The 18,904-nt window shown below is 69.0% G+C and carries 17 protein-coding genes; 10 read left to right on the forward strand and 7 right to left on the reverse strand.

Annotation, left to right across the window (positions count from 1 at the left end):
• Window positions 1-43: 43 nt before the first annotated feature.
• The 9 genes from ACWPN3_RS11615 to pabB all read left to right on the forward strand — a co-directional run bounded on the left by ACWPN3_RS11615 (window position 44) and on the right by pabB (window position 11,849).
• Window positions 44-1,240, forward strand: coding sequence for a GlxA family transcriptional regulator (locus ACWPN3_RS11615; protein ID WP_492242903.1), 1,197 nt, complete (start codon window positions 44-46; stop codon window positions 1,238-1,240).
• Window positions 1,241-1,407: 167 nt separating this feature from the next.
• Entirely contained in the window at window positions 1,408-3,453 is a 2,046-nt protein-coding gene (locus ACWPN3_RS11620; RefSeq protein ID WP_492242904.1) for an oxidoreductase, read from the forward strand.
• A 50-nt stretch (window positions 3,454-3,503) separates the two neighbouring features.
• On the forward strand, window positions 3,504-5,420 hold the full coding sequence (locus ACWPN3_RS11625; RefSeq protein WP_492242905.1) for a DUF3483 domain-containing protein: 1,917 nt from the start codon (window positions 3,504-3,506) through the stop codon (window positions 5,418-5,420).
• Window positions 5,417-6,646, forward strand: coding sequence for an electron transfer flavoprotein subunit alpha/FixB family protein (locus tag ACWPN3_RS11630; protein ID WP_492242906.1), 1,230 nt, complete (start codon window positions 5,417-5,419; stop codon window positions 6,644-6,646). Before ACWPN3_RS11625 ends, ACWPN3_RS11630 begins: the two co-directional genes overlap by 4 nt.
• Complete coding sequence (locus ACWPN3_RS11635; protein ID WP_492242907.1) at window positions 6,639-7,436, forward strand: adenine nucleotide alpha hydrolase family protein; 798 nt, start codon at window positions 6,639-6,641, stop codon at window positions 7,434-7,436. Before ACWPN3_RS11630 ends, ACWPN3_RS11635 begins: the two co-directional genes overlap by 8 nt.
• Before the next feature lie 67 nt (window positions 7,437-7,503).
• Complete coding sequence (gene proV, locus ACWPN3_RS11640) at window positions 7,504-8,787, forward strand: glycine betaine/L-proline ABC transporter ATP-binding protein ProV (protein ID WP_492242908.1); 1,284 nt, start codon at window positions 7,504-7,506, stop codon at window positions 8,785-8,787.
• A gap of 3 nt (window positions 8,788-8,790) precedes the next feature.
• Window positions 8,791-9,675, forward strand: coding sequence for an ABC transporter permease (locus ACWPN3_RS11645; protein WP_492242909.1), 885 nt, complete (start codon window positions 8,791-8,793; stop codon window positions 9,673-9,675).
• Between the two features lie 116 nt (window positions 9,676-9,791).
• On the forward strand, window positions 9,792-10,394 hold the full coding sequence (locus ACWPN3_RS11650; RefSeq protein WP_492242910.1) for a GNAT family N-acetyltransferase: 603 nt from the start codon (window positions 9,792-9,794) through the stop codon (window positions 10,392-10,394).
• Between the two features lie 3 nt (window positions 10,395-10,397).
• Window positions 10,398-11,849: an aminodeoxychorismate synthase component I gene (gene pabB / locus ACWPN3_RS11655; protein ID WP_492242911.1), complete on the forward strand. Its 1,452-nt coding sequence runs from the start codon at window positions 10,398-10,400 to the stop codon at window positions 11,847-11,849.
• Window positions 11,850-11,953: 104 nt separating this feature from the next.
• Here the strand turns inward: pabB and ACWPN3_RS11660 are convergent, their stop codons facing one another.
• The 4 genes from ACWPN3_RS11660 to ACWPN3_RS11675 all read right to left on the reverse strand — a co-directional run bounded on the left by ACWPN3_RS11660 (window position 11,954) and on the right by ACWPN3_RS11675 (window position 15,806).
• Window positions 11,954-13,027: an HAD family hydrolase gene (locus ACWPN3_RS11660; RefSeq protein ID WP_492242912.1), complete on the reverse strand. Its 1,074-nt coding sequence runs from the start codon at window positions 13,025-13,027 to the stop codon at window positions 11,954-11,956.
• A 236-nt stretch (window positions 13,028-13,263) separates the two neighbouring features.
• Window positions 13,264-13,746: a GreA/GreB family elongation factor gene (locus tag ACWPN3_RS11665; RefSeq protein WP_492242913.1), complete on the reverse strand. Its 483-nt coding sequence runs from the start codon at window positions 13,744-13,746 to the stop codon at window positions 13,264-13,266.
• Window positions 13,747-13,756: 10 nt separating this feature from the next.
• Complete coding sequence (locus ACWPN3_RS11670) at window positions 13,757-14,821, reverse strand: hydantoinase/oxoprolinase family protein (RefSeq protein WP_492242914.1); 1,065 nt, start codon at window positions 14,819-14,821, stop codon at window positions 13,757-13,759.
• Complete coding sequence (locus tag ACWPN3_RS11675; RefSeq protein ID WP_492242915.1) at window positions 14,814-15,806, reverse strand: ATP-grasp domain-containing protein; 993 nt, start codon at window positions 15,804-15,806, stop codon at window positions 14,814-14,816. The genes ACWPN3_RS11670 and ACWPN3_RS11675 overlap by 8 nt, the downstream gene beginning before the upstream one ends.
• Here ACWPN3_RS11675 and ACWPN3_RS11680 point away from each other — a divergent pair.
• The gene (locus tag ACWPN3_RS11680) at window positions 15,805-16,548 is read left to right on the forward strand and encodes a HisA/HisF-related TIM barrel protein (RefSeq protein ID WP_492242916.1); all 744 of its coding nucleotides are present in this window, start codon (window positions 15,805-15,807) and stop codon (window positions 16,546-16,548) included. The two genes, ACWPN3_RS11675 and ACWPN3_RS11680, sit on opposite strands and share 2 nt — an antisense overlap.
• On the opposite strand, the gene fae is transcribed toward ACWPN3_RS11680, so the two are convergent.
• The 3 genes from fae to ACWPN3_RS11695 are packed head-to-tail and all read right to left on the reverse strand — an operon-like array spanning window position 16,527 to window position 18,900.
• On the reverse strand, window positions 16,527-17,015 hold the full coding sequence (gene fae, locus ACWPN3_RS11685) for a formaldehyde-activating enzyme (RefSeq protein WP_244592669.1): 489 nt from the start codon (window positions 17,013-17,015) through the stop codon (window positions 16,527-16,529). The two genes, ACWPN3_RS11680 and fae, sit on opposite strands and share 22 nt — an antisense overlap.
• Complete coding sequence (locus ACWPN3_RS11690; RefSeq protein WP_492242917.1) at window positions 16,910-17,986, reverse strand: triphosphoribosyl-dephospho-CoA synthase; 1,077 nt, start codon at window positions 17,984-17,986, stop codon at window positions 16,910-16,912. Before ACWPN3_RS11690 ends, fae begins: the two co-directional genes overlap by 106 nt.
• Window positions 17,983-18,900, reverse strand: coding sequence for an ATP-grasp domain-containing protein (locus tag ACWPN3_RS11695; RefSeq protein WP_492242918.1), 918 nt, complete (start codon window positions 18,898-18,900; stop codon window positions 17,983-17,985). The genes ACWPN3_RS11690 and ACWPN3_RS11695 overlap by 4 nt, the downstream gene beginning before the upstream one ends.
• Window positions 18,901-18,904: the final 4 nt, after the last annotated feature.

The following is an 18,904-nucleotide window of genomic DNA, read 5'->3' on the forward strand; positions in this document are numbered from 1 at the left end:
TCCGGGGGCAGGCCGCTGACGCTAGCATTCCGAAGGATGGAAGATGGCCGTCAAGCGGGGGCCGTCGGACTGGGAGGGTGTCCTGGTGGGGAAGACAGTGGAATATCGCCGGTTTGGCGGTAGCGGTCCCGCCCCCCGGCAGGAGGAACGCGCGCTTCTGTCGGTCGGGTTCATCCTGACCAACAATTTCACCCTGACGGCGCTTGCCCCTTTCATCGACGCCCTGCGGCTGGCGGCCGACGAGGGCGACTGGTCACGGCAGATCCGCTGCCGCTGGACCATCATGGGGTCGCGGGCCGAGCCGGTTATGTCCAGCTGCGGCATCGGCGTTGCCCGCTGGGAGCCGCTGACCGACCCCCGCCGCTTCGACTATGTGGTCGTGGTGGGTGGGTTGCTGCATGGCGGACCACAGCTGGACGACGAGACGCTGGCCTATCTGCGCGCCGCGGCATCCTATGGCGTGACCCTGGTCGGCGTCTGCACCGGCAGCTTCGTGCTGAGCCGCATCGGCCTGATGAAGAACCGGCGCTGCTGCGTCAGCTGGTATCATCACCGCGATTTCATCGAGGAATTTCCCGATCTGGTGCCGGTAGCCGACCAGCTTTATGTGGTGGACCGCGACCGCATCACCTGTTCGGGCGGCGCCGGGGTGGCCGATCTGGCCGCTTTCCTGATCGAACGCCATCTGGGCCGCGCCACCGCCCAGAAGACCATGCACATCCTGCTGATCGACAAGGCCCGTCCCGCCAGCCAGTCTCAGCCGCAGCCTCCGACCGTGGTGGAGATCACCAACGACCGGGTCCGCCGTGCCCTGCTGCTGATGGAGCAGCACATCAGCGATCCGCTGTCGGTGGAGGAAATCGTCCACCGGCTGAATGTCAGCACCCGGCAGTTCGAACGGCTGTTCCGGCTGGCGGTGGGCACCAGCCCGGCCACCTATTACCGGGCTCTTCGCCTGCGCTATGGTCATTGGCTGCTGCGCAACACCAAGCGGTCGGTCACCGCCATCGCGAACGAGGCCGGCTTCGCCGACTGCGCCCATTTCTCCCGCCAGTTCCGGGAGCTGTTCGGCGTTTCGCCGTCCGACGTGCGCCGCACCGCCGTGCCGGATGCGGAGGCCGACCCGCATGTCTCGCCTCTCGCCGCCTTCCGGCGCACCAACGCCAACTCCCTTCTGCCCGACCGTCGCCTTTTCGAAGATCCGGAGCCGATGGCGCGGGACACCGCGCAAGTCGACTGACGGGGCAGATACGCGCCAATTTTCGAGAAAATTCATATGCTTGTTCGGCCGGTGCCCTCCCGTTTCCCGCCTGTCGCAAAAAGGTAATTCCCGGTCGCGGGGGGCAACGCGACAATCGCGCCGATGGTGAATTCTTGGCAGGCTCAATACTGGGGATCGTTCCTGCCATGTCCTCACCCGCCGAAGCCCTTCTGAAGCCTCTGCAGATCAAGCATCTGACGATCCGTAACCGCGTGATGAGCACGAGCCACGCGCCGGGCTACGGGTCCGAAGGCAAACCGAAGGAACGCTACCAGCTCTACCACGAGGAAAAGGCCAAGGGCGGCATCGGCCTGACGATGTTCGGCGGCTCCTCCTCCGTCGCGGTGGACAGCCCGGCGGCGCCGTGGAACCAGATTTCAGTCGCCGACGACAGCGTCATCCCCTTTTTCCGTGAATTCTCCGACCGGGTGCACCGCCACGGCGCGGCGCTGATGATCCAGCTGACCCACATGGGCCGGCGCACCCGCTGGGACACCGAGAACTGGCTGCCCACCGTCTCCGCCTCGGCCGCCCGCGAGCCGGCGCACCGCAACACGCCAAAGGAGATGGAGGATTTCGATTTCAAGCGGATCATCGCCGGCTATGCCGCCGCCGCCCGCCGCTGCAAGGAAGGCGGGCTGGACGGTTTCGAGCTGTCAGCAGCCCACGGCCACCTGATCGACCAGTTCTGGAGCCCCTCGGCCAACCGGCGCACCGACAAGTATGGCGGCAGCCTGGAAAACCGCATGCGCTTCGGCATCGAGGTGTTCGAGGCGATCCGTGCCGAGGTCGGCGACGATTACGTCATCGGCATGCGCATGTCGGGCGACGAGCTGATCGACGACGGTCTCAGCCACGAGGACTGCATCGCCATCGCCCGCACCTATGCCGAACGCGGGCTGATCGACTTCGTGAATGTGCTGGGCGGGCAGGCGCGCGACCATCTGGCGCATGCCATCTCGTTGCCCAACATGTCCTTTCCGGTCGCCCCCTTCCTGCATCTGGCCAGCGGCATCAAGCGCGAGGCCGGCATTCCCGTCTTCCATGCCCAGCGCGTGACCGACCTCGCCACCGCCGCCCGCGCGGTGGAGGAAGGCCATGTCGACATGGTCGCCATGACCCGAGCCCACATCGCCGACCCGCATCTGGTGCGCAAGCTGATGGAAGGGCGGCTGGACGATGTGCGCCAGTGCGTCGGCGCCGGCTATTGCATCGACCGCATCTATGTCGGCGGCGACGCGCTGTGCATCCAGAACGCCGCGACGGGCCGCGAGCGCAGCATGCCGCATGTCATCCCGAAGGCGGAGCGCAAGCGCCGCGTGGTGGTGGTCGGCGGCGGCCCCGGCGGACTGGAGGCCGCCCGTGTCTGCGCCGAGCGCGGCCATTCGGTCGTGCTGCTCGAACGCAACGCCGCCCCCGGCGGCCAGATCGGCATCGCCGCCAAGGCGACTTGGCGCGAGGCGATGAGCGGCATCACCCGCTGGCTGTCCCAACAGGTCACCAAGCTGGGCGTCGATGTCCGGCTGGGGGTAGAGGCCGACCGCGCCACCGTGGAGGCCGAGAGCCCCGATGTGGTGATCCTCGCCACCGGCGGCCGTCCCAACCGCGGCGACTTCAAGGGTGCCGATCTGGCGGTGTCGACCTGGGACATCCTGACCGGCGCGGTGGAGCCGACGGGGACCGTCCTGATGTATGACGGCACCGGCCAGCATCACGGCGCCTCCTGCGCCGAGTTCATGGCGAAGCGCGGTGCTCTGGTGGAGATCGCCACCCCCGACCGCATGGTCGCGGAGGAGGTCGGCACCACCAACCAGCCGATCCATCTGCGCGAGCTGTACAAACTGAACGTGGTGATGACCACCAACCACCAGCTCGTGGAAATCTACCCGGAGGGCAACCGCCGTGTCGCCGTCCTGCGCAACGAATACACCCACGAGGAGGAGGAGCGGCTGGTCGATCAGATCGTGGTGGAGCTGGGCACCCTGCCCAACGACGGCCTCTATTTCGATCTGAAGGACCTGTCGCTGAACCGCGGCGAAACCGACCTGGACAGCCTGATCGCCGGCCGGCCGCAACCGGTGCAGGCCAACGGCCATGGCGGCTACACGTTGCATCGCATCGGCGATGCGGTCGCCGGCCGCAACATCCACGCAGCCATCTACGACGCCGCCCGTCTCTGCAAGGACATCTGACACCCCTACCCCGCCCAGCGCCCCCAGCCAAGCGACAGGAGCCGTCCGACGTGATCGCCACCGCTCTCACCACCGTCGTCCTTGCCGTCCTCGTCATCGGCGCGGCATTGGCCGTCTGGCAGTCGCGGCGCTGGCTGGCCGGACGGCCGGCGGCGGTTGGCGTGGTCGCCGGGTTGCGCGCCCTCCCTGGCCGCTATCTGGTCGATGTCCACCATGTCGTGGGGCGGACGCCGTTCAACGCCCGCTTCCATGCGCTGGTCGCCGGCGGTTTCCTCGCGGCGCTGGCGCTGCTGGTGGCGATGGGCGTCGCCTTCGGTGGATCGCGCGCGCTCTGGTTGCTGCTGGCGGTGGTGCTGGCGGTCATGCTGGCCGGCGCCCTGATGGTCCGGTATCGCCGCCGGGTCTTGCGCCCGCGCGAGCTGTCTCAGGGGCGCTTCGCCCGCCTTCCCCTGTCGCTTCTGGGGTTTTCCGGCTGCCTGCTGCTGGTGGCGCTCGACCAGGCGCTGGGCGGTGTGATGCCGGAGGCGCTGGCGCTGGTGTTGATCGCGGCTGCCGGGGTGGCGCTGGCCGATCTGGTGTGGGGCGTGTGGAAGGGGCCGCTGAAGCATGCGGTGCACGGAGCGCTGCATCTCGCCTTCCATCCCCGCCCGGCCCGTTTTCATGATGGCGCAGGCCGTGACACCGGGCTGAAGCCGCTGCCGCTCGCTCCGGCAGAGGAGACTGAGCCGGGCACGCTAGGCGTCGAGCGTCCCGTCGATTTCGCCTGGAATCGCCTGCTCGGTTTCGACGCCTGCGTCCAGTGCGGGCGCTGCGAGACGGCCTGCCCGGCCTACGCCGCCGGCCTGCCGCTGAACCCGAAGAAGCTGGTCCAGGATCTGGTCGCCGCCATGGACGGACAGGCCAGCGACGCCGCCTATGCCGGCAATCCCCATCCCGGCCGCGGCGTCGGCAAGGCCCATGGCGGGGCGGCGCTGCCGCTGGTCGGGTATGACGCGATGATCCATCCCGACACGCTGTGGTCCTGCACCACCTGCCGCGCCTGCGTGCAGGAATGCCCGATGATGATCGAGCATGTGGATGCCGTCGTCGATCTGCGCCGCTTCCAGACGCTGGAGTTGGGGGCCACTCCCGGCAAGGCCGCCGTCATGCTGGAGGAACTGCGCGCCACCGACAATCCAGGCGGCCGTGCGCTCGCCCGGCGCTGGGATTGGGCGGCCGACCTGTCGCTGCCCCGGCTGGCGGCCGGCGGGTCGTGCGACACGCTGCTGTGGGTGGGAGACGGTGCCTTCGACCTGCGGGTCCAGCGCTCGTTGCGGGCGCTGGTTGTTCTGCTGCGCCGCGCCAGGGTGGACTTCGCCGTGCTGGGCGAGGAGGAGCTGGATTGCGGCGACGTGGCCCGCCGGCTGGGCGACGAAGCGACCTTCCAGTCACTGGCGACCCGCAACGTTGCAACGCTGAACGCCCGCCGCCTCAATCGCATCGTCACCGCCGATCCCCACGCTCTGCACACGCTGCGCAACGAATATCCGGCCTTCGGCGGCAGTTGGACCGTCGTCCACCACACCGCCCTTCTGCTGGACCTGATCACCGCCGGCGCGCTGACGGTGACCAAGCCGGTCGGGCGCAGCGTCACCTTCCACGACCCCTGCTATCTCGGCCGCTACAACGGAGAGATCGAGGCGCCGCGCGTCCTGCTCGATGCCATCGGCGTGGAGCGCCGGGAAATGCTGCGCGCTGGCCTGCGGTCGAGCTGCTGTGGCGGCGGCGGCGGCGCCCCGCTGACCGACGTGTCGGGCGAGCGCCGCATCCCCGACGTCCGCATGGAGCATGCCCGCGAAACCGGTGCCTCGCTGGTCGCCGTCGCCTGCCCCAACTGCGCCCTGATGCTGGAAGGCGTCGTCGGTCCCCGGCCGGAGGTGGCGGAGATCGCCGAGCTGGTGCTCGCCGCGACGGAGACCACCCGATGACCACCACCCAAATCCGCCGCCGCGTCGATCCCCGAGCCGAGCGCGCCGCCCGCACGATCCTGACCGGCCAACGTCCGCGCCTGCTGCGCCAACCGGTCGTTGCGGCCGTCAACGAGCGCCGCCGCGATCCGCGCGCCCTTCGCTCTGCCGCATTGGTGCAGAGCCAGCCGCGCCCGCGCTACGACTGGACGCGCGACGCCACTTCGCCCACCACCGCCGCAACTGTCGGCATCGCCATAGCCGCCGCTCCCATGATCCCGCTGAAGGTGATCGCCGAGCCGGCCTATCTGGTTATCGCCATGCTCGACCGCCCCGGCGGCGAGATCGGCGAGCATGACCGGCAGGTGATCGCCGCCGCCCGCCTGCTCGCCGATGCGGGGGGCGGTGCTGTTGTGACCGTCTGCACCGGTTCCGGCGAGGCGCTGGCTGAGGCCGGCTCCGACCGCCATGTCGCCCTGCCCAACCACTGGGCCGACGATTACGTGCCGGAACGGCGCGCCGCTGCCGCTTCGGCACTGATGACCGCATTGTCGCCCCGCCACATCCTGTTCCCGGACAGCCCGGACGGCGCCGACGTGGCGCGGCGCCTCGCCGCGGCGGCGGGAGAGCGGCTGTTCACCGGTGTGCAGAGCCTCGCCCCCGACCGCGCGACCCGCCAGTCCGCCGGCGGCTCGCTGGAGACCGGGCACCGCCCCACCCGGCTGATGACGGTCGCGGCCGACGCCTTCGCCCCACTCGACGGCGTGCGGCACGAGGCCCGGCCGCTCGACCTTGAAACTTCGTCGGTGGTCGCAGAGGAGGTCCTATCCCGCCTGGGCGGCGTCCGCCGGATGTCCGTCGATCCCGACGCCCTGTCCCTGTCGGAGACCGACTTCATCCTCAGCGCCGGCAATGGCGTGACCGACTGGCACAGCTTCGCCGATCTGGGCGAAGCGCTCGGCGCCACCCGTGCCGGCAGCCGCGTGGTCTGCGATGCCGGCCATCTGCCCCGCGAACGGCAGGTCGGCGCTTCCGGCACCGTGGTCAGCGCGCGCTGCTACCTTGCCTTCGGCATTGCCGGCGCGCCGCAGCATCTTCAGGGCATCACCGGCGTCCGCCACGTGATCGCCGTCAACACCGACCTCCATGCCGAGATGATCAAGCGCGCCGACCTGTCCGTCGTCGCCGATGCACAGGCGGTCATGCCCGCCCTGATCCGGCTGATCCGGGAGCGCCGCCATGACTGAAGCCGCCACGACCGATATTGCAGTCCTGCTGTCCATCGGCCGCCACCCCGTCTCCGGCCGTGCCCGCCGCGCCACCACCGACGCGCAGGCGTTGGAGATGGCGCTGGCGCTGCGCCCGAAGCGGCTGACGGCGATTCATGCCGGGCCGGCCGCAGACGGTGAGGCGTTGCGCGCCTATCTCGGCATGGGGCTGGAGCGGCTGACGCTGCTGGTCCTGCCGGAGGGAAGCGATCCGGTCGAGCCGCTGATCGCCCATCTGTGCCGTCTCGCCCCGTCGCTGGTCCTGACCGGTCGGCAGGCGGAAGATGGGGAGGGCAGCGGCATGCTGCCCTATCTGATCGCGCGCGGCCTCGACGCCGCCGTGGTTCCCGATGTGGTTCGGGTCGGCCCGGCCGATACTTCCGACGCCACGCCGGGCAAGTCGGCCATCGTCCAGGCGCTGCCGCGCGGACAGCGGCGGGCGCTGAGCGTCACCGGCCGCTTTGTGGCGACCGTCCATCCATCCGCCGCGTCCGCCCGCGCCTCGGCCTTCGGCCCGGCGCGGCGCGGCGTCATCGAACCGGTGACGGTTGAGGCGACCGCCGATCTCTTCCTGTCGGAGTGCGAGCATCGGCCGTGGCGCCCGAAGCCCAGGCTGATGCGCGTGAAGCGCGGCGGTTCGGCCCTGGACCGGCTGAAGGCGGCGACCGAGAGCAAGAGCGGAAAGGGCCAACTGCTGGTCAACCCGACAGCTGAAGCGGGGGCGCTGGCCATCTACGACAGCCTTGTCGAACAGGGAATGCTTCCATGAAAACCATGCAAAACGACCCTCCCAGTACCACAGGTCACGCTGTCGCCAACCCGGGGGAGGCACGCCGATGAACACGATGATGCGAAGCACGGTTTCGGTCGGCGGTCCCGCCAGCCTGGGCTTTCCCCGCGGAGCGGCCAGGACGGGCATCGGCGAGGATGCGGCGGTCCGGCTGGAGGTGCGGAACGTCTACAAGGTCTTCTCCGCCGATCCGAAGCCCGCCCTGTCGATGCTGCGCCAGGGCGCCAGCAAGGCGGAGGTTCTTGAAAAGCTGAACGTCAACGTCGGTGTCCTCGACGCCAGCTTTCAGGTCCGCGCCGGCGAGATTTTCGTCATCATGGGGCTGTCGGGATCCGGCAAATCCACCATGATCCGCCTGCTGAACCGGCTGATCGAGCCCAGCAGCGGCGAAATCCTGCTCGACGGCAAGGATCTGGTCAGCATGTCGAAGGCCGAGCTGATCCAGGCCCGCCGCCGCAACATGGGCATGGTCTTCCAGTCCTTCGCCTTGATGCCGCACCTGACCGCACTGGACAACGCCGCCTTCGGCCTGGAAATCTCCGGCGCCTCCAAGGCGGAACGCCACAAGGCGGCCCAGCAGGCGCTGGAGCAGGTGGGGCTGGGCACCTACGCCCACCGCTACCCGCGCGAGATGTCGGGCGGCATGCAGCAGCGCGTCGGCCTTGCCCGCGCGCTGGCGAACGACCCGACCATCCTGCTGATGGACGAGGCCTTCTCCGCGCTGGACCCGCTGATCCGCACCGAGATGCAGGACGAGCTTCTGCGTCTGCAGCGCGAACAGCAGCGCACCATCGTCTTCATCTCCCACGACCTCGACGAGGCCATGCGCATCGGCGACCGCATCGCCATCATGGAAGGCGGGCGCATCGTCCAGGTCGGCACGCCCTATGAGATCCTGAGCCGTCCGGCCGACGATTACGTCCGCTCCTTTTTCCGCAACGTCGATGCCTCCAAGGTGCTGCGGGCCGGCGACGTGGCGCGGTTCGAGGCGACCAACACGGTCATCCGCCTGCCCGGCGAACTGGCTCCTGCCTTGCAGCAGCTGCGCGAGAACAACCACAATTTCGGCTATGTCCGCACCCCGGAAGGCCACTTCGAAGGCATCGTCTCGCGGGCGACGCTGGAACGCGAGCTGAACGGACCGCAGCCGCGCTTCGTCAATGCCTTCCTGCCCGGCGTCCGCACGGTCAACGCCGCGGCGCCGATCCATTCCCTGCTCGCCCTGGTCGCCGACAGCGAATGGCCGGTACCGGTCGTCGACGACGACGACAATTTCCTCGGCGCCATCTCGCGCGCCCTCATGCTCCACACCTTGGTTCGGGGGGATTGACCGATGGATTTTGAAATCAGAATCGGCAAATGGGTCGAGGAACTGGTCACCTTCATGCTCGACCATTTCCAGCCGACCTTCGACGCGATCGCGACGGTGGTGAACGGCTTCGGCGCCGCCATCGACTTCGTGCTGGTGGGAGCGCCCGCGTGGCTGCTGATCGGGCTGATCGTCGCGACGTCCCTCTGGCGCGTCGGCACCGGCTTCGCCGTCTTCACGGTCGCCGCCCTGTCGCTGATCGCCGGCATGGGGCTGTGGACGGAGACCGCCTCCACTCTGGGGCTGGTCCTGACCGCCACCCTGCTCAGCCTGCTGATCGGCGTGCCGCTCGGCGTGTGGATGGCGCGCAACCGCGTGGTCGAGAGCATCGTCCGCACCACGCTGGACTTCATGCAGACCATGCCGGCCTTCGTCTATCTGATCCCGGCGGTGATGTTCTTCGGTCTGGGCCGCGTGCCGGGCATCCTCGCCACCGTGATCTTTGCCATGCCGCCGGCCGTGCGCCTGACCTCGCTCGGCATCCAGCAGGTTCCGGCCGAGATCGTGGAGGCCGGCAAGGCCTTCGGCTGCCATGACCGCCAGCTTCTGTTCAAGGTACAGCTGCCGAACGCCCTGCCCTCGATCATGGCCGGGGTGAACCAGACCATGATGATGGCGCTGTCGATGATCGTCATCGCCTCGATGATCGGTGCCGGCGGCCTGGGCAATGTCGTGTTGCAGGGGATCCAGCGGCTGGACATCGCGCTCGGCTTCGAAAGCGGGCTCAGCGTCGTTCTGCTGGCGATCATCCTCGACCGCATCACCCAGAGCTTCGGCCAGACCGCCGCCGCTCCGCGCCCGGTACGCTTCGCGTTCCTGCGCCGGTTCCTGCCGGTGCCGGCACGGTGAGCGCGGGGGCTCTTCCGGAAGGGGGCTCCGCCGCCGCTCTTCCGGCGCGGCCCCTGCCTCCTCACGGGCGGCGGCGGCATGCCGATGCACAGGAGGGTCGCACAGGGCCGAGCGGGATGCAGGTGGAGCGGCTGGCCGGCGTCGCCCTGGCCGACCGGCTGGAGGAGCTGGCCGCCCTGCGGCTGGCGGTGCTGGGCGAATTCCCCTACCTCTATCGCGGATCGGCAGCGTATGAGGAGCTGTATCTTTCCGGGCTCGGCAGCCTGCCGGGCGGGCTCATCCTCGCCGCCTTCGACCGCAACCGCATGGTCGCGGCGGTCACCGGCGCGCCGCTCGACCAGGAACTGGACGCCTTGAGCGATCCCTTCACCCATGCCGGCCGCGACCCGGGCGCGATCTTCTATTTCGGCGAGGTGGTGGTCCTGCCCTCACACCGCGGGCGGGGTGTCGGGACAGCCCTGCTCGAGATCGGCGAATCCCATATCCGCGTCGATGGCCGTTTCGCCTCCGCCGCCTTCGGTGAGATCGTGCGTTCCACCGACCATCCCCGCCGCCCGAAAACCTACCGGACGCCGGATGCCGCATGGCGGCGGCTTGGCTACCGGCTGGAGCCGGACATCGGCGGCACCCTGTCCTGGTGCGACTCCTGCGACCGGGAGGAAACCGCCAAACCCCTTCGCTTCTGGGTCAAATCCCTCCTCCCTGGCACCGGAGCATGACGCATGCCGCATGACGGCCTTGTCTTCGACCTCCCCACGGGGGAGAGCGCGGGCGACGAGTGCCCGTTGCTGATCCGCGACATTCCCTACCACGATCCGGTCGCCGCCTTCGCGCCCTGGTCCGGCCAGCCTTTCGCCACACTTCTGCACAGCGCCGCGGAAGCGGGCGGTCGAGGCCGATGGAGCATCGTCGCCGTCGATCCCTTCCGAACGGTCGAAGCGCGCGGCGGCTTCGTCACGGTGGATGGCGAACCGGTTACTGGCGATCCGTTCACGGTGCTCGAACGGGAACTGGACGCCCATCGCCTGCCCCTTCCCGCCGGCCTGCCCATTCCCTTCGCCGGTGGCGCCGTCGGCTTCCTCGGCTATGAGTTGGGACAGGTGCTGGAACGGCTGCCGGCACGGCATGGCGACGACAGCGGCCTGCCCGACATGGCTTTCGGTTTCTACGACACGGTCATCGTGTTCGATGAACGGGAGCGGCGCGGTTGGATTCTGTCCAATGGCTTCCCCGAACGCAGCCCGGTCCATCGCCGCCTCAGAGCGGCAAACCGCCTTCAGTCCTTTGCCGATGCGCTGGCAGCGGCGCCCGACGATTTGCCGCCGCCCAACCCGGTCACCGCGCCCTGGCGGCCCGAGATCGCGCGCGACGAGTATTGCCGCCGGGTGGAGCGGGTGCTGGAGTACATCTGCGCGGGCGACATCTTCCAGGCCAACTTCACCGGGCGCTTCCTGGCCGACCGGCCGGCGGAGCTGTCGGTGCTCGACCTCTACCGCCGCCTGCTGACGCGTAGCCCCGCCCCCTTCGCGGCGTGCCTGTCGCTGCCCGGCGGCACCGGTCTGGCCAGCGCCTCGCCGGAGCGCTTCATCCGGCTCGACGCCGACGGCCGCATGGAAACCCGTCCGATCAAGGGAACCCGCCCGCGCGGCGCCACGGCGGAGGAAGACGAGGCGTTCGCCCGCGAGCTTGAACACAGCATCAAGGACCGGGCCGAGAACCTGATGATCACTGACCTGCTGCGCAACGACATCGGCCGCGTGGCACGCATCGGCAGCGTCAGGGTGCCGGTCCTGTGCGGGGTGGAGCGCTTCGCCTCCGTCCATCATCTGGTGTCGGTGATCGAAGGACAACTGAAGCCGGGGCTGGGGCCGGTCGATCTGCTGCGCGCCACCTTCCCCGGCGGCTCGATCACCGGCGCGCCCAAGATACGCGCCATGGAGATCATCGATGAGCTGGAAGCCTCTCGGCGCGGCGCCTATTGCGGATCGGTGGCTTGGATCGGCTTCGACGGGGCGATGGACAGCAGCATCGTCATCCGCACCCTGACCGTCACGCCCAACCGCGTCATCGCCCAGGCCGGCGGCGGGATCGTCGCCGATTCCGATCCCGGCGGCGAGCATGACGAGATGATGGTGAAGATCCGCCCGCTGCTGCGCGCGCTGGATGGCGGCTAAGCCGGCGAAGACCGGCGCGGGTGCTGGAAAAAAACCAAGGCCCCGGCCGGTTTCACGGTCGGGGCCTTCCTGTTTTGGACGATGGCGGGCATGGGCCGCCGATGTCACTGGATATCGTTCGGCTGGACAACGACCCAGTTCCGGTCGGCGAGGACCGGCAGGTTCTGGGCCGCTTGGCCCGCGGCGGCGGTTTCCCACATCTGCTTGATCTGCTTCATATACTTGTCCTTGCGGTTGACCCACACCCGCAAGCCGCCATTCGCCGCATCGGTGGAATGCAGCAGCATGTAGCCGTCGCTGGTCGGCGTGTCTCCCGCCACCAGCACCGGCTTCTTCCATTGGTCGATGTAGGTGATGATCGCCGCGTGCTTGCCGGCGAACCAGGTCAGCGGCGCCCACAGATAAGTGCCGAGTTCCAGGTCCATCGTCTTTGCCCAGTCGTATTTCCCCTCGGCGATCAGCTTGCGTGCCGTGGTCACCTCGCCGGTGGAGCGGTTCTTCAGCAGCATGGTGACGCCGATGACGTTCTGCGGCTTGACGTTGTAGCCATACTTGGGATCGGACAGGACCATCCGGACCAGTTCCTCGCTGGCGGCGGTCACCACATAGACGTCGATCCCATTGGCGGCCAGATGGTTCACCAGTTCCTGCTGGCCGGTGTAGAATCTGGGCGGGCTGACCTCGACGGTCTTGACCGCGTCGCCGTCATAGTAGGTAGCGGGGATCGGCTTGCCGTCGGCCAGCATCTCGTCGACGAAGCCCTTCAACTGGGCCAGGGTGAAGCCGGAGAAGATCTGCGCCACCCACGGATAGCACACCTGATCGTCGATCTCGCACAGCCGGTAATAGTAGCTGTTGAGGCTCTCCTTGTGTCCATTCACGTCCTTGAACGGAATGATCTTCAAGGACGGATCCATGCTCTCGCGCGACAGCGCGCCCTTGCGCTCCAGATAGGGCAGCAGGGATTCCTCGAGGTCGTAGCGGTACAGCGTGTTGTCGGCATCGAACACCGCATAGGCGCCCTTGCCGGCATTTGCGGACACCAGCGCCTTGAGGCTCGCCGCCGCCTCCGCCGGCCAATGGGCGAGCGGTTGAGCTGAGCCGGATTGAGCCAAAGCGGTCATAGGAGCCATCGCAACCATGCCCGCGAGCAGCGCGGAGCGGAAAAGCGTCTTCATCTGTGCCCTCTCTTCCCTGTTCAAAGACACGATTCTTCGAGACCGGAACCACTGTATTGAACAGTGCCGGCTGTTCTGGGGATTATCCCGAACTGTCCAAGATTTTTTCAGTTGATGGACACAGTTTATGACAGATTATTTACACTTGTCTACTGAATCTAATTTTCAGGATCAGTCGCGGATTGGCCAGAATTTGTCGCCTATACAGTAGAATTTCTTGAAACATCTGTAACCGCTCAGTTCGGCGAGACCGAACGGATGGTGAGGGACAGGGCTTTACCCCGGCGCGGCCATTCCACCACGTCGCCGACCCGTCCGCCGACCAGCGCCTCGCCCAACGGGGATTGCCAGCTGATGCGGCCGTCAGCGGGGTCGGCCTCTTCCCCGCCGACCAGTGTGAAGGTCCACCGGCGCCCGGTCTCATCCTCGGCGACGACGACGGAGCCGAAGCCGGCTTCCTCAGCCGGGCCGGATGGGCGCACCACCACGGCGGCGGCCAGCCGGGCGCGCAACAGGTCGGCGCGCCGCTTGGCGCTGCTCATCGCCTGCCGGTCCTCCGGTGCATCCGAGCCGCGCAACTGCGCGACCTCGGCGTCGGCCGCGGCAAGTTCCTCCTGCCAAGCGGCGACGGTGGCGGCGGACACATGCAGCGGCCCGTTGACCTGGGGCAGCGGCCCCTCGGTCTCGGCATCGCTTTCCTTGACGAAGGCGCGGCTCATCCCGGTTTCCTCAGCCCAGCAGTGCCATGGCCGCGGCGGGAGCGCAGCTTGCGACCCAACCCTGACCGGGGGCACCCACCACATCGCAGAAATCCACGCAGGGGCGGCCAAGCCGGGAGGCCACCTCCGTCACCACGGCACGCCCGACACCGGCCCCGACCACGGGCGCATCCTGCGGCAGGGGCGGCGCACCGGCGGACAGCACCCGCGAGGCGGCATCATGGATGCAGCGCAGCTGGCGTTCGACCAGATCGCCGGCCATCGCCCGCCAGACCGCCGGATCGTAATCGCCGGCATCATGGCCGACCATGCGGGCCAGACGGCGCAGGCTGGCCTCGACCGTCTTGGCTCCATTGTCAGCCGCCGGGTGTTGGTCCGCAGCCTCGTCCAGCCGGCCCAGCACGCGGTAGAGGTCGGCGCTGGTGGCGAAATACTCGGCCATCATCGGCAACCGCTCGCCAGCGACCAGGGCGGTGCGCTCCATCGCCATCACCGCCGTGCGGGTCAGCCCGGTATAGAGCAGTTCCTCCACCGCCATCCGGTCATGATCGGTGACGCCGCGCGCCACCACCGCGCCGTCGCACACCGGCACGATGTCGGTGGTGGTGCTGCCCATGTCGACCAGCAGCGCCGCCGGCAGGCGCTTGGCGACCACGGCGGCGGTCGCCATCCAGTTGGCCGACGCCACGTCCATCACCTGCCCACGCGCCTCCTGCGGCGACAGCAGCCCGCGCCGCCCGGCATAGACACGCAGCCGTCCCGGCGGCACGGCCGCGGCGATGCGGTCGATCAGCGTGTGCACGCCCTGGGTGCGGTCGTTGAACAGGTCGACCAGTTCGCCCGTCATCGTCACCACATGGTCGGCATCGGCCGGCAAACGTTCCAACACTGTTGACAGCGCCGTGTCCAGCTCGCCCAGCCCTTGCCAGAGCCGGCAGGGCACCTGCACGGCATCGCGCAACCTGCCATCCTCCGCCCAGGCGGCCTTGAGATGGGCACCGCCGATGTCCCAACCGATCACCACTGTTCCACTGGGGGGCACTCCACGGGAGTCCGTTCCACGGGTGTCAAGCATGCGCATCCTCCCGGCCGGCATCGGCCGATCTGGTGTGGAACAGAACCAGGATGTCGCCCGCCGGGTTCCAGCCCAGCACCCGCGACAGGCCGGAATAGCCGACGGACAGCCGCGGATTCACCTCCACCACCACAGGGCCGTTCGAATCCGGGTCATCCGGCCGGTCGATGAGGTCCACGGCGACATAGCCGCGCAAGCCCGGGATCGCGGCGGCAATGGCACGTGCCAGCGGTTCCCAGGCGGCGCGGCGGTGCTCCATTGCCCCGACATCGACGCCATGGAAGGAGAAGCTGCCGCTCCCACGCTCCACCTTCTGGCGGTTGCAGCCGAGCAGCCTGACCCCGCCGGCACCATCGACCAGCATGGACAGGCTGCACGGCTCGCCTTCGATCAGCGGCTGGACGATCCAGCGGCCGGCGTGCGGCGGCCTCCAATTGGCGATGTCGTCGACGATGAAGGTGTCGAGGCAACCGGCGCCGTCGTCCGGCTTCACCACATGGCGGGCGGCGGGCGGCGGTAGGGCGCCGAAGGGAACGGTGGGAACGGTCGCGATGCCGTGGGCGGCCAGCCGGGCCGCCGTCGCCGTCTTCGACGACGCCAAAGCGATGGCGTCGGGAGCACAGGCGACCACCGGCAGGCCGGTGTCGCGGAACAGGGCGGTCACGTGCCCCAGCAGCCCGTCGGTCTCCGGCGCAATGGGCCAGACCACATCGCACAGGGCAGCCGCGGCTCGCCAGCGCGCCTCCGGTTCCTCACCCGGCGCCACCGGGAACAGGGCGACCCGCTCCGGCGGAAAGGATGGTGGGGAAAGGCGGTTGTCCCAGCACAGCGTGACGTGCAGTCCATCCAGAGCGATCAGGTCGCCGACCAGGGCCGCGACCATCGCGTTGGCCTCCGCCATCAGGTCGGTCGGAAGCGGCCCGTTGCACAGCGCGCCGCCGGTGACATATTCGCAGACCAGAACCCGACGAAGGCTGTTTTCCATGGACATCGTTCCCGTCATCGACCTGCTGGGCGGGCAGGTGGTTCATGCCAAGCGGGGGGAGCGCGACCGCTACCGCCCCATCGAAAGCGCGCTGACCGCAGGATCGTCACCGCAGGATATCGTGGCGGCACTGCTGGCGCTGCAACCCTTCCGCGCCTGCTATGTCGCCGACCTCGACGCGATCCGCGGGCAGGGCGACCATCGCTCCACCGTCGCCGCTCTCCAGGCGCGCTGGCCGGAGGTCGCCTTCTGGGTCGATGCAGGGCTGGCGACGGCGGACGATTGCCGCCGCTGGCTGGATGCCGGGCTGCGGCATCTGGTGATCGGCAGCGAAAGCCAGACGGACGGCAAGACGTTGGAGGCGGCGCTTGCGCTGACCGGCGAGGACCGGGTGGCGCTGTCGCTGGATGTCCGGCGGGGCGAGCCGCTGGGTCCGGCGGCTTTGCACGAGGACACCGGCCTCTGGCCCTCCCGGGTGATCGCCATGACGCTGGACCGGGTCGGCTCGGGCGAGGGGCCGGACCTCGACCGCATCGCCACGCTGGCGGCCCGACGCCCGGGGATCCGGGTGTGGGGTGCCGGCGGGGTGCGCGATGCGGCGGACTTGGAGGCGCTGGCGCGGCACGGAACCGATGCCGTTCTGATGGCCAGCGCACTCCACGACCGGCGCCTCGACGCCGGAACGCTCGCCCGCTTCGTCTCCGGTCAGCCGGTTGCCGGTCAGGAGGCGGCGAAGGGGTGAACCGCGGCGGCCATGCCGTCCAGCATCTCCTTGGCGGTCGGGCTGCCGGCGATGGCGCGCTTGAGCGCCAGCTTGGTGGCCTCGTGGTTGTAGTCCTGGATTTTGCGGTCGTCCTCCGCCTGCCAGTGGATGAAGACGCCGACCGAGATGAACAGGTCGTCTGCCTCGTCCGCCGGAATGGTGCCGTCCTCGACGCATTCGGCGACCGCCAGGGCGACGGCGCGCTGGGCCGGGCCGAACATCTGCACAGCCTGCTTGGCGTTCTTGATCGTCACCTTGTTGAACATGACCGTCGAGGGCTTGACCATCAGGTTCGGCGCCAGCACGGCCAACAGGCCGTTCACCCCTTCCTTCTGGTTGGTCAGGGTCTGGCAGAAGGCGGTCTCGGCGGCGCTGCCGCGCGGGCCGACGATGAGATCGATGTGGGCGACCTCGTTGCCGTCGCCGACCAGAGCTTCGCCGACCATAACCTTGTCGATCTTAGACATTGCGCATCCCTTGCGATGGTTGGTTCGATCAGAGTCCGCCGCTTGTCGTCCGGCGGCAACGGTCCGGCCGGCAGCTCGCCGGCCAGCCGAAGCACGAACAGGCAGGCCACCGTCAGATCGGCGGACGTGCCCGGATTGAGGCCGCGGCGCTTCAGCGCACGGTCGAAAGCGAGAAGCCGGTGGGCGGTTGCCGGATGTCCGCCAAAGGCAGGACCGGTGGATAGCCGACGTTCCAACCGGAACGCCTGCTCCCGCACCCGCTCCGCCACTGCCGCGCCATGCTTGCGGGCGATGTGGGTGTCGGGGTGCAGGGCCATGAAGCCCAGATGGATGGCGCTCGCCGCTTCCGCCGGACTGGCGCCGCGACGCAGGGCCGAGCGTCCGCGCGCGACGCCGAAGGTTAAGACGTCGGCGAAGGCGGTGGCGTACTGCCGGGCGATCAGGTCGCGGCCGGCCGCCGCAGTCATCGCGGCCCGCAGGTCGACACGCGGGGCCTCGGCGACGTCATGCTGCCGGGCGTCCCCCAGCCCGGCCGGCAGAGCCAGGCGGATGGCCGCGAAGGCGTCGGCGGCATCGGCGACGCTCAGCCGGTCGAGCACGCGCGCCAGCCTCAGCCGCAGCGGCTCCCCTTTGTCACGGCACAGCGCCGCGGCGGCGAGCGGCGCCAGCAGCAGGACGATGCCGAGATTGGTGTTGCAGCCGGCGACTTCCTGCGTCGCCGCGACCGCATGCAGGATCGCCTCCCCCACCCGGCGGCCCGGTGTGGCGAGGATCGGGGCGATGGCGGCGGCACTGTCGAGGAACTGCGCCACGCTCATCCCATGGCCGTCGGCATGGATGTGGACGTTGCCGGGCTTCAGCGCCATCAACTCCAGCCGGCAGGCGGTTAACACCGCCTCCTCCACCAAGGCCCGGCAATCGTGGAGCGGGGTCGGCAGCAGGGCGCTCATCCCACCCTCCGCGCATCTGCCGGCACCGGTGAGGCCGATGCCAGACGGGCCAGGACGAGATCGGCCAGCGCCTGCGCCACGTCCACCGGCGTCACCGCCTGCAAGCCACGCCATGCCGGCATGCTGTTGACCTCCAGCACCAGGAAGCGGCCGTCGGGCGCACGGATCACATCCACCCCGGCATAATCGGCGCCGACGGCGGCGGCGGCGACCACCGCCAGATCGCCCAGCATGCCGCCCGGACTGGCGGGATGGCAGCGAGCCCCCTGCTTGACGTTGGTGATCCAGTGGTCGCCCTGGCGGACCATGGCGGCCAGCGGGCGCCCATTCACCACGAAGACCCGCCAGTCGAACCAGCCGCCATCGGCCGCACCGACATACTCCTGCAAATGGTAGACACCCGCGACCTCCTCCGGACCGGGCAGAGCCATGCCGGGATCGAGCCGGCGCAGCCCCTTGCCCTGCGACCCGAACAGCGGCTTCAGCACCACAGACCGTCCCTCGCCATGGAGGGCGGCCAGGATCGCGGTGGCCTGGACCGGATCGGCGACGCTCCAGGTGCGCGGGGTCGGCACCCCGGCCGCAACCAGCCGGTAGGCGGTGGCGCTCTTGTCGACGCAGCGTTCGATGGCCGCGGGAGTGTTGGCAACCGGCACCCCGCCATGGGCCAGCGCATGCAGCACGCCAAGCCGCAGCGTCACCTGCTCGAAACTGCCGGCGGAGATGGTGCGGACCAGACAGGCGTCGGGCAGTCCGCCATCGAAGCCCGGAATCGCCGGCCCTTCGGGACTGAAGCCGCAGGCGCTGAGCGACACCGGAACCGCCTTGGCACCCCGGCGGGCGAAGGCGGCGGTCAGCCGCCGGGTGTGCCAGTCGGCGCCGTCCACGAAGATGGCGATGCGGGTCCGCCCCATGCCC

This window comes from Azospirillum sp. UENF 111221 (genome assembly GCF_058780625.1).

Excerpts from the sequence above, each read along its gene's own strand:
- ACWPN3_RS11615 (WP_492242903.1), top strand. The coding sequence starts at position 44 with ATGGCCGTCAAGCGGGGGCCGTCGGACTGGGAGGGTGTCCTGGTGGGG.
- ACWPN3_RS11620 (WP_492242904.1), top strand. The coding sequence starts at position 1,408 with ATGTCCTCACCCGCCGAAGCCCTTCTGAAGCCTCTGCAGATCAAGCAT.
- ACWPN3_RS11630 (WP_492242906.1), top strand. The coding sequence starts at position 5,417 with ATGACCACCACCCAAATCCGCCGCCGCGTCGATCCCCGAGCCGAGCGC.
- ACWPN3_RS11635 (WP_492242907.1), top strand. The coding sequence starts at position 6,639 with ATGACTGAAGCCGCCACGACCGATATTGCAGTCCTGCTGTCCATCGGC.
- proV (WP_492242908.1), top strand. The coding sequence starts at position 7,504 with ATGAACACGATGATGCGAAGCACGGTTTCGGTCGGCGGTCCCGCCAGC.
- ACWPN3_RS11645 (WP_492242909.1), top strand. The coding sequence starts at position 8,791 with ATGGATTTTGAAATCAGAATCGGCAAATGGGTCGAGGAACTGGTCACC.
- ACWPN3_RS11650 (WP_492242910.1), top strand. The coding sequence starts at position 9,792 with ATGCAGGTGGAGCGGCTGGCCGGCGTCGCCCTGGCCGACCGGCTGGAG.
- pabB (WP_492242911.1), top strand. The coding sequence starts at position 10,398 with ATGCCGCATGACGGCCTTGTCTTCGACCTCCCCACGGGGGAGAGCGCG.
- ACWPN3_RS11660 (WP_492242912.1), bottom strand. The coding sequence starts at position 13,027 with ATGAAGACGCTTTTCCGCTCCGCGCTGCTCGCGGGCATGGTTGCGATG.
- ACWPN3_RS11665 (WP_492242913.1), bottom strand. The coding sequence starts at position 13,746 with ATGAGCCGCGCCTTCGTCAAGGAAAGCGATGCCGAGACCGAGGGGCCG.
- ACWPN3_RS11670 (WP_492242914.1), bottom strand. The coding sequence starts at position 14,821 with ATGCTTGACACCCGTGGAACGGACTCCCGTGGAGTGCCCCCCAGTGGA.
- ACWPN3_RS11680 (WP_492242916.1), top strand. The coding sequence starts at position 15,805 with ATGGACATCGTTCCCGTCATCGACCTGCTGGGCGGGCAGGTGGTTCAT.
- ACWPN3_RS11675 (WP_492242915.1), bottom strand. The coding sequence starts at position 15,806 with ATGGAAAACAGCCTTCGTCGGGTTCTGGTCTGCGAATATGTCACCGGC.
- fae (WP_244592669.1), bottom strand. The coding sequence starts at position 17,015 with ATGGTCGGCGAAGCTCTGGTCGGCGACGGCAACGAGGTCGCCCACATC.
- ACWPN3_RS11690 (WP_492242917.1), bottom strand. The coding sequence starts at position 17,986 with ATGAGCGCCCTGCTGCCGACCCCGCTCCACGATTGCCGGGCCTTGGTG.
- ACWPN3_RS11695 (WP_492242918.1), bottom strand. The coding sequence starts at position 18,900 with ATGGGGCGGACCCGCATCGCCATCTTCGTGGACGGCGCCGACTGGCAC.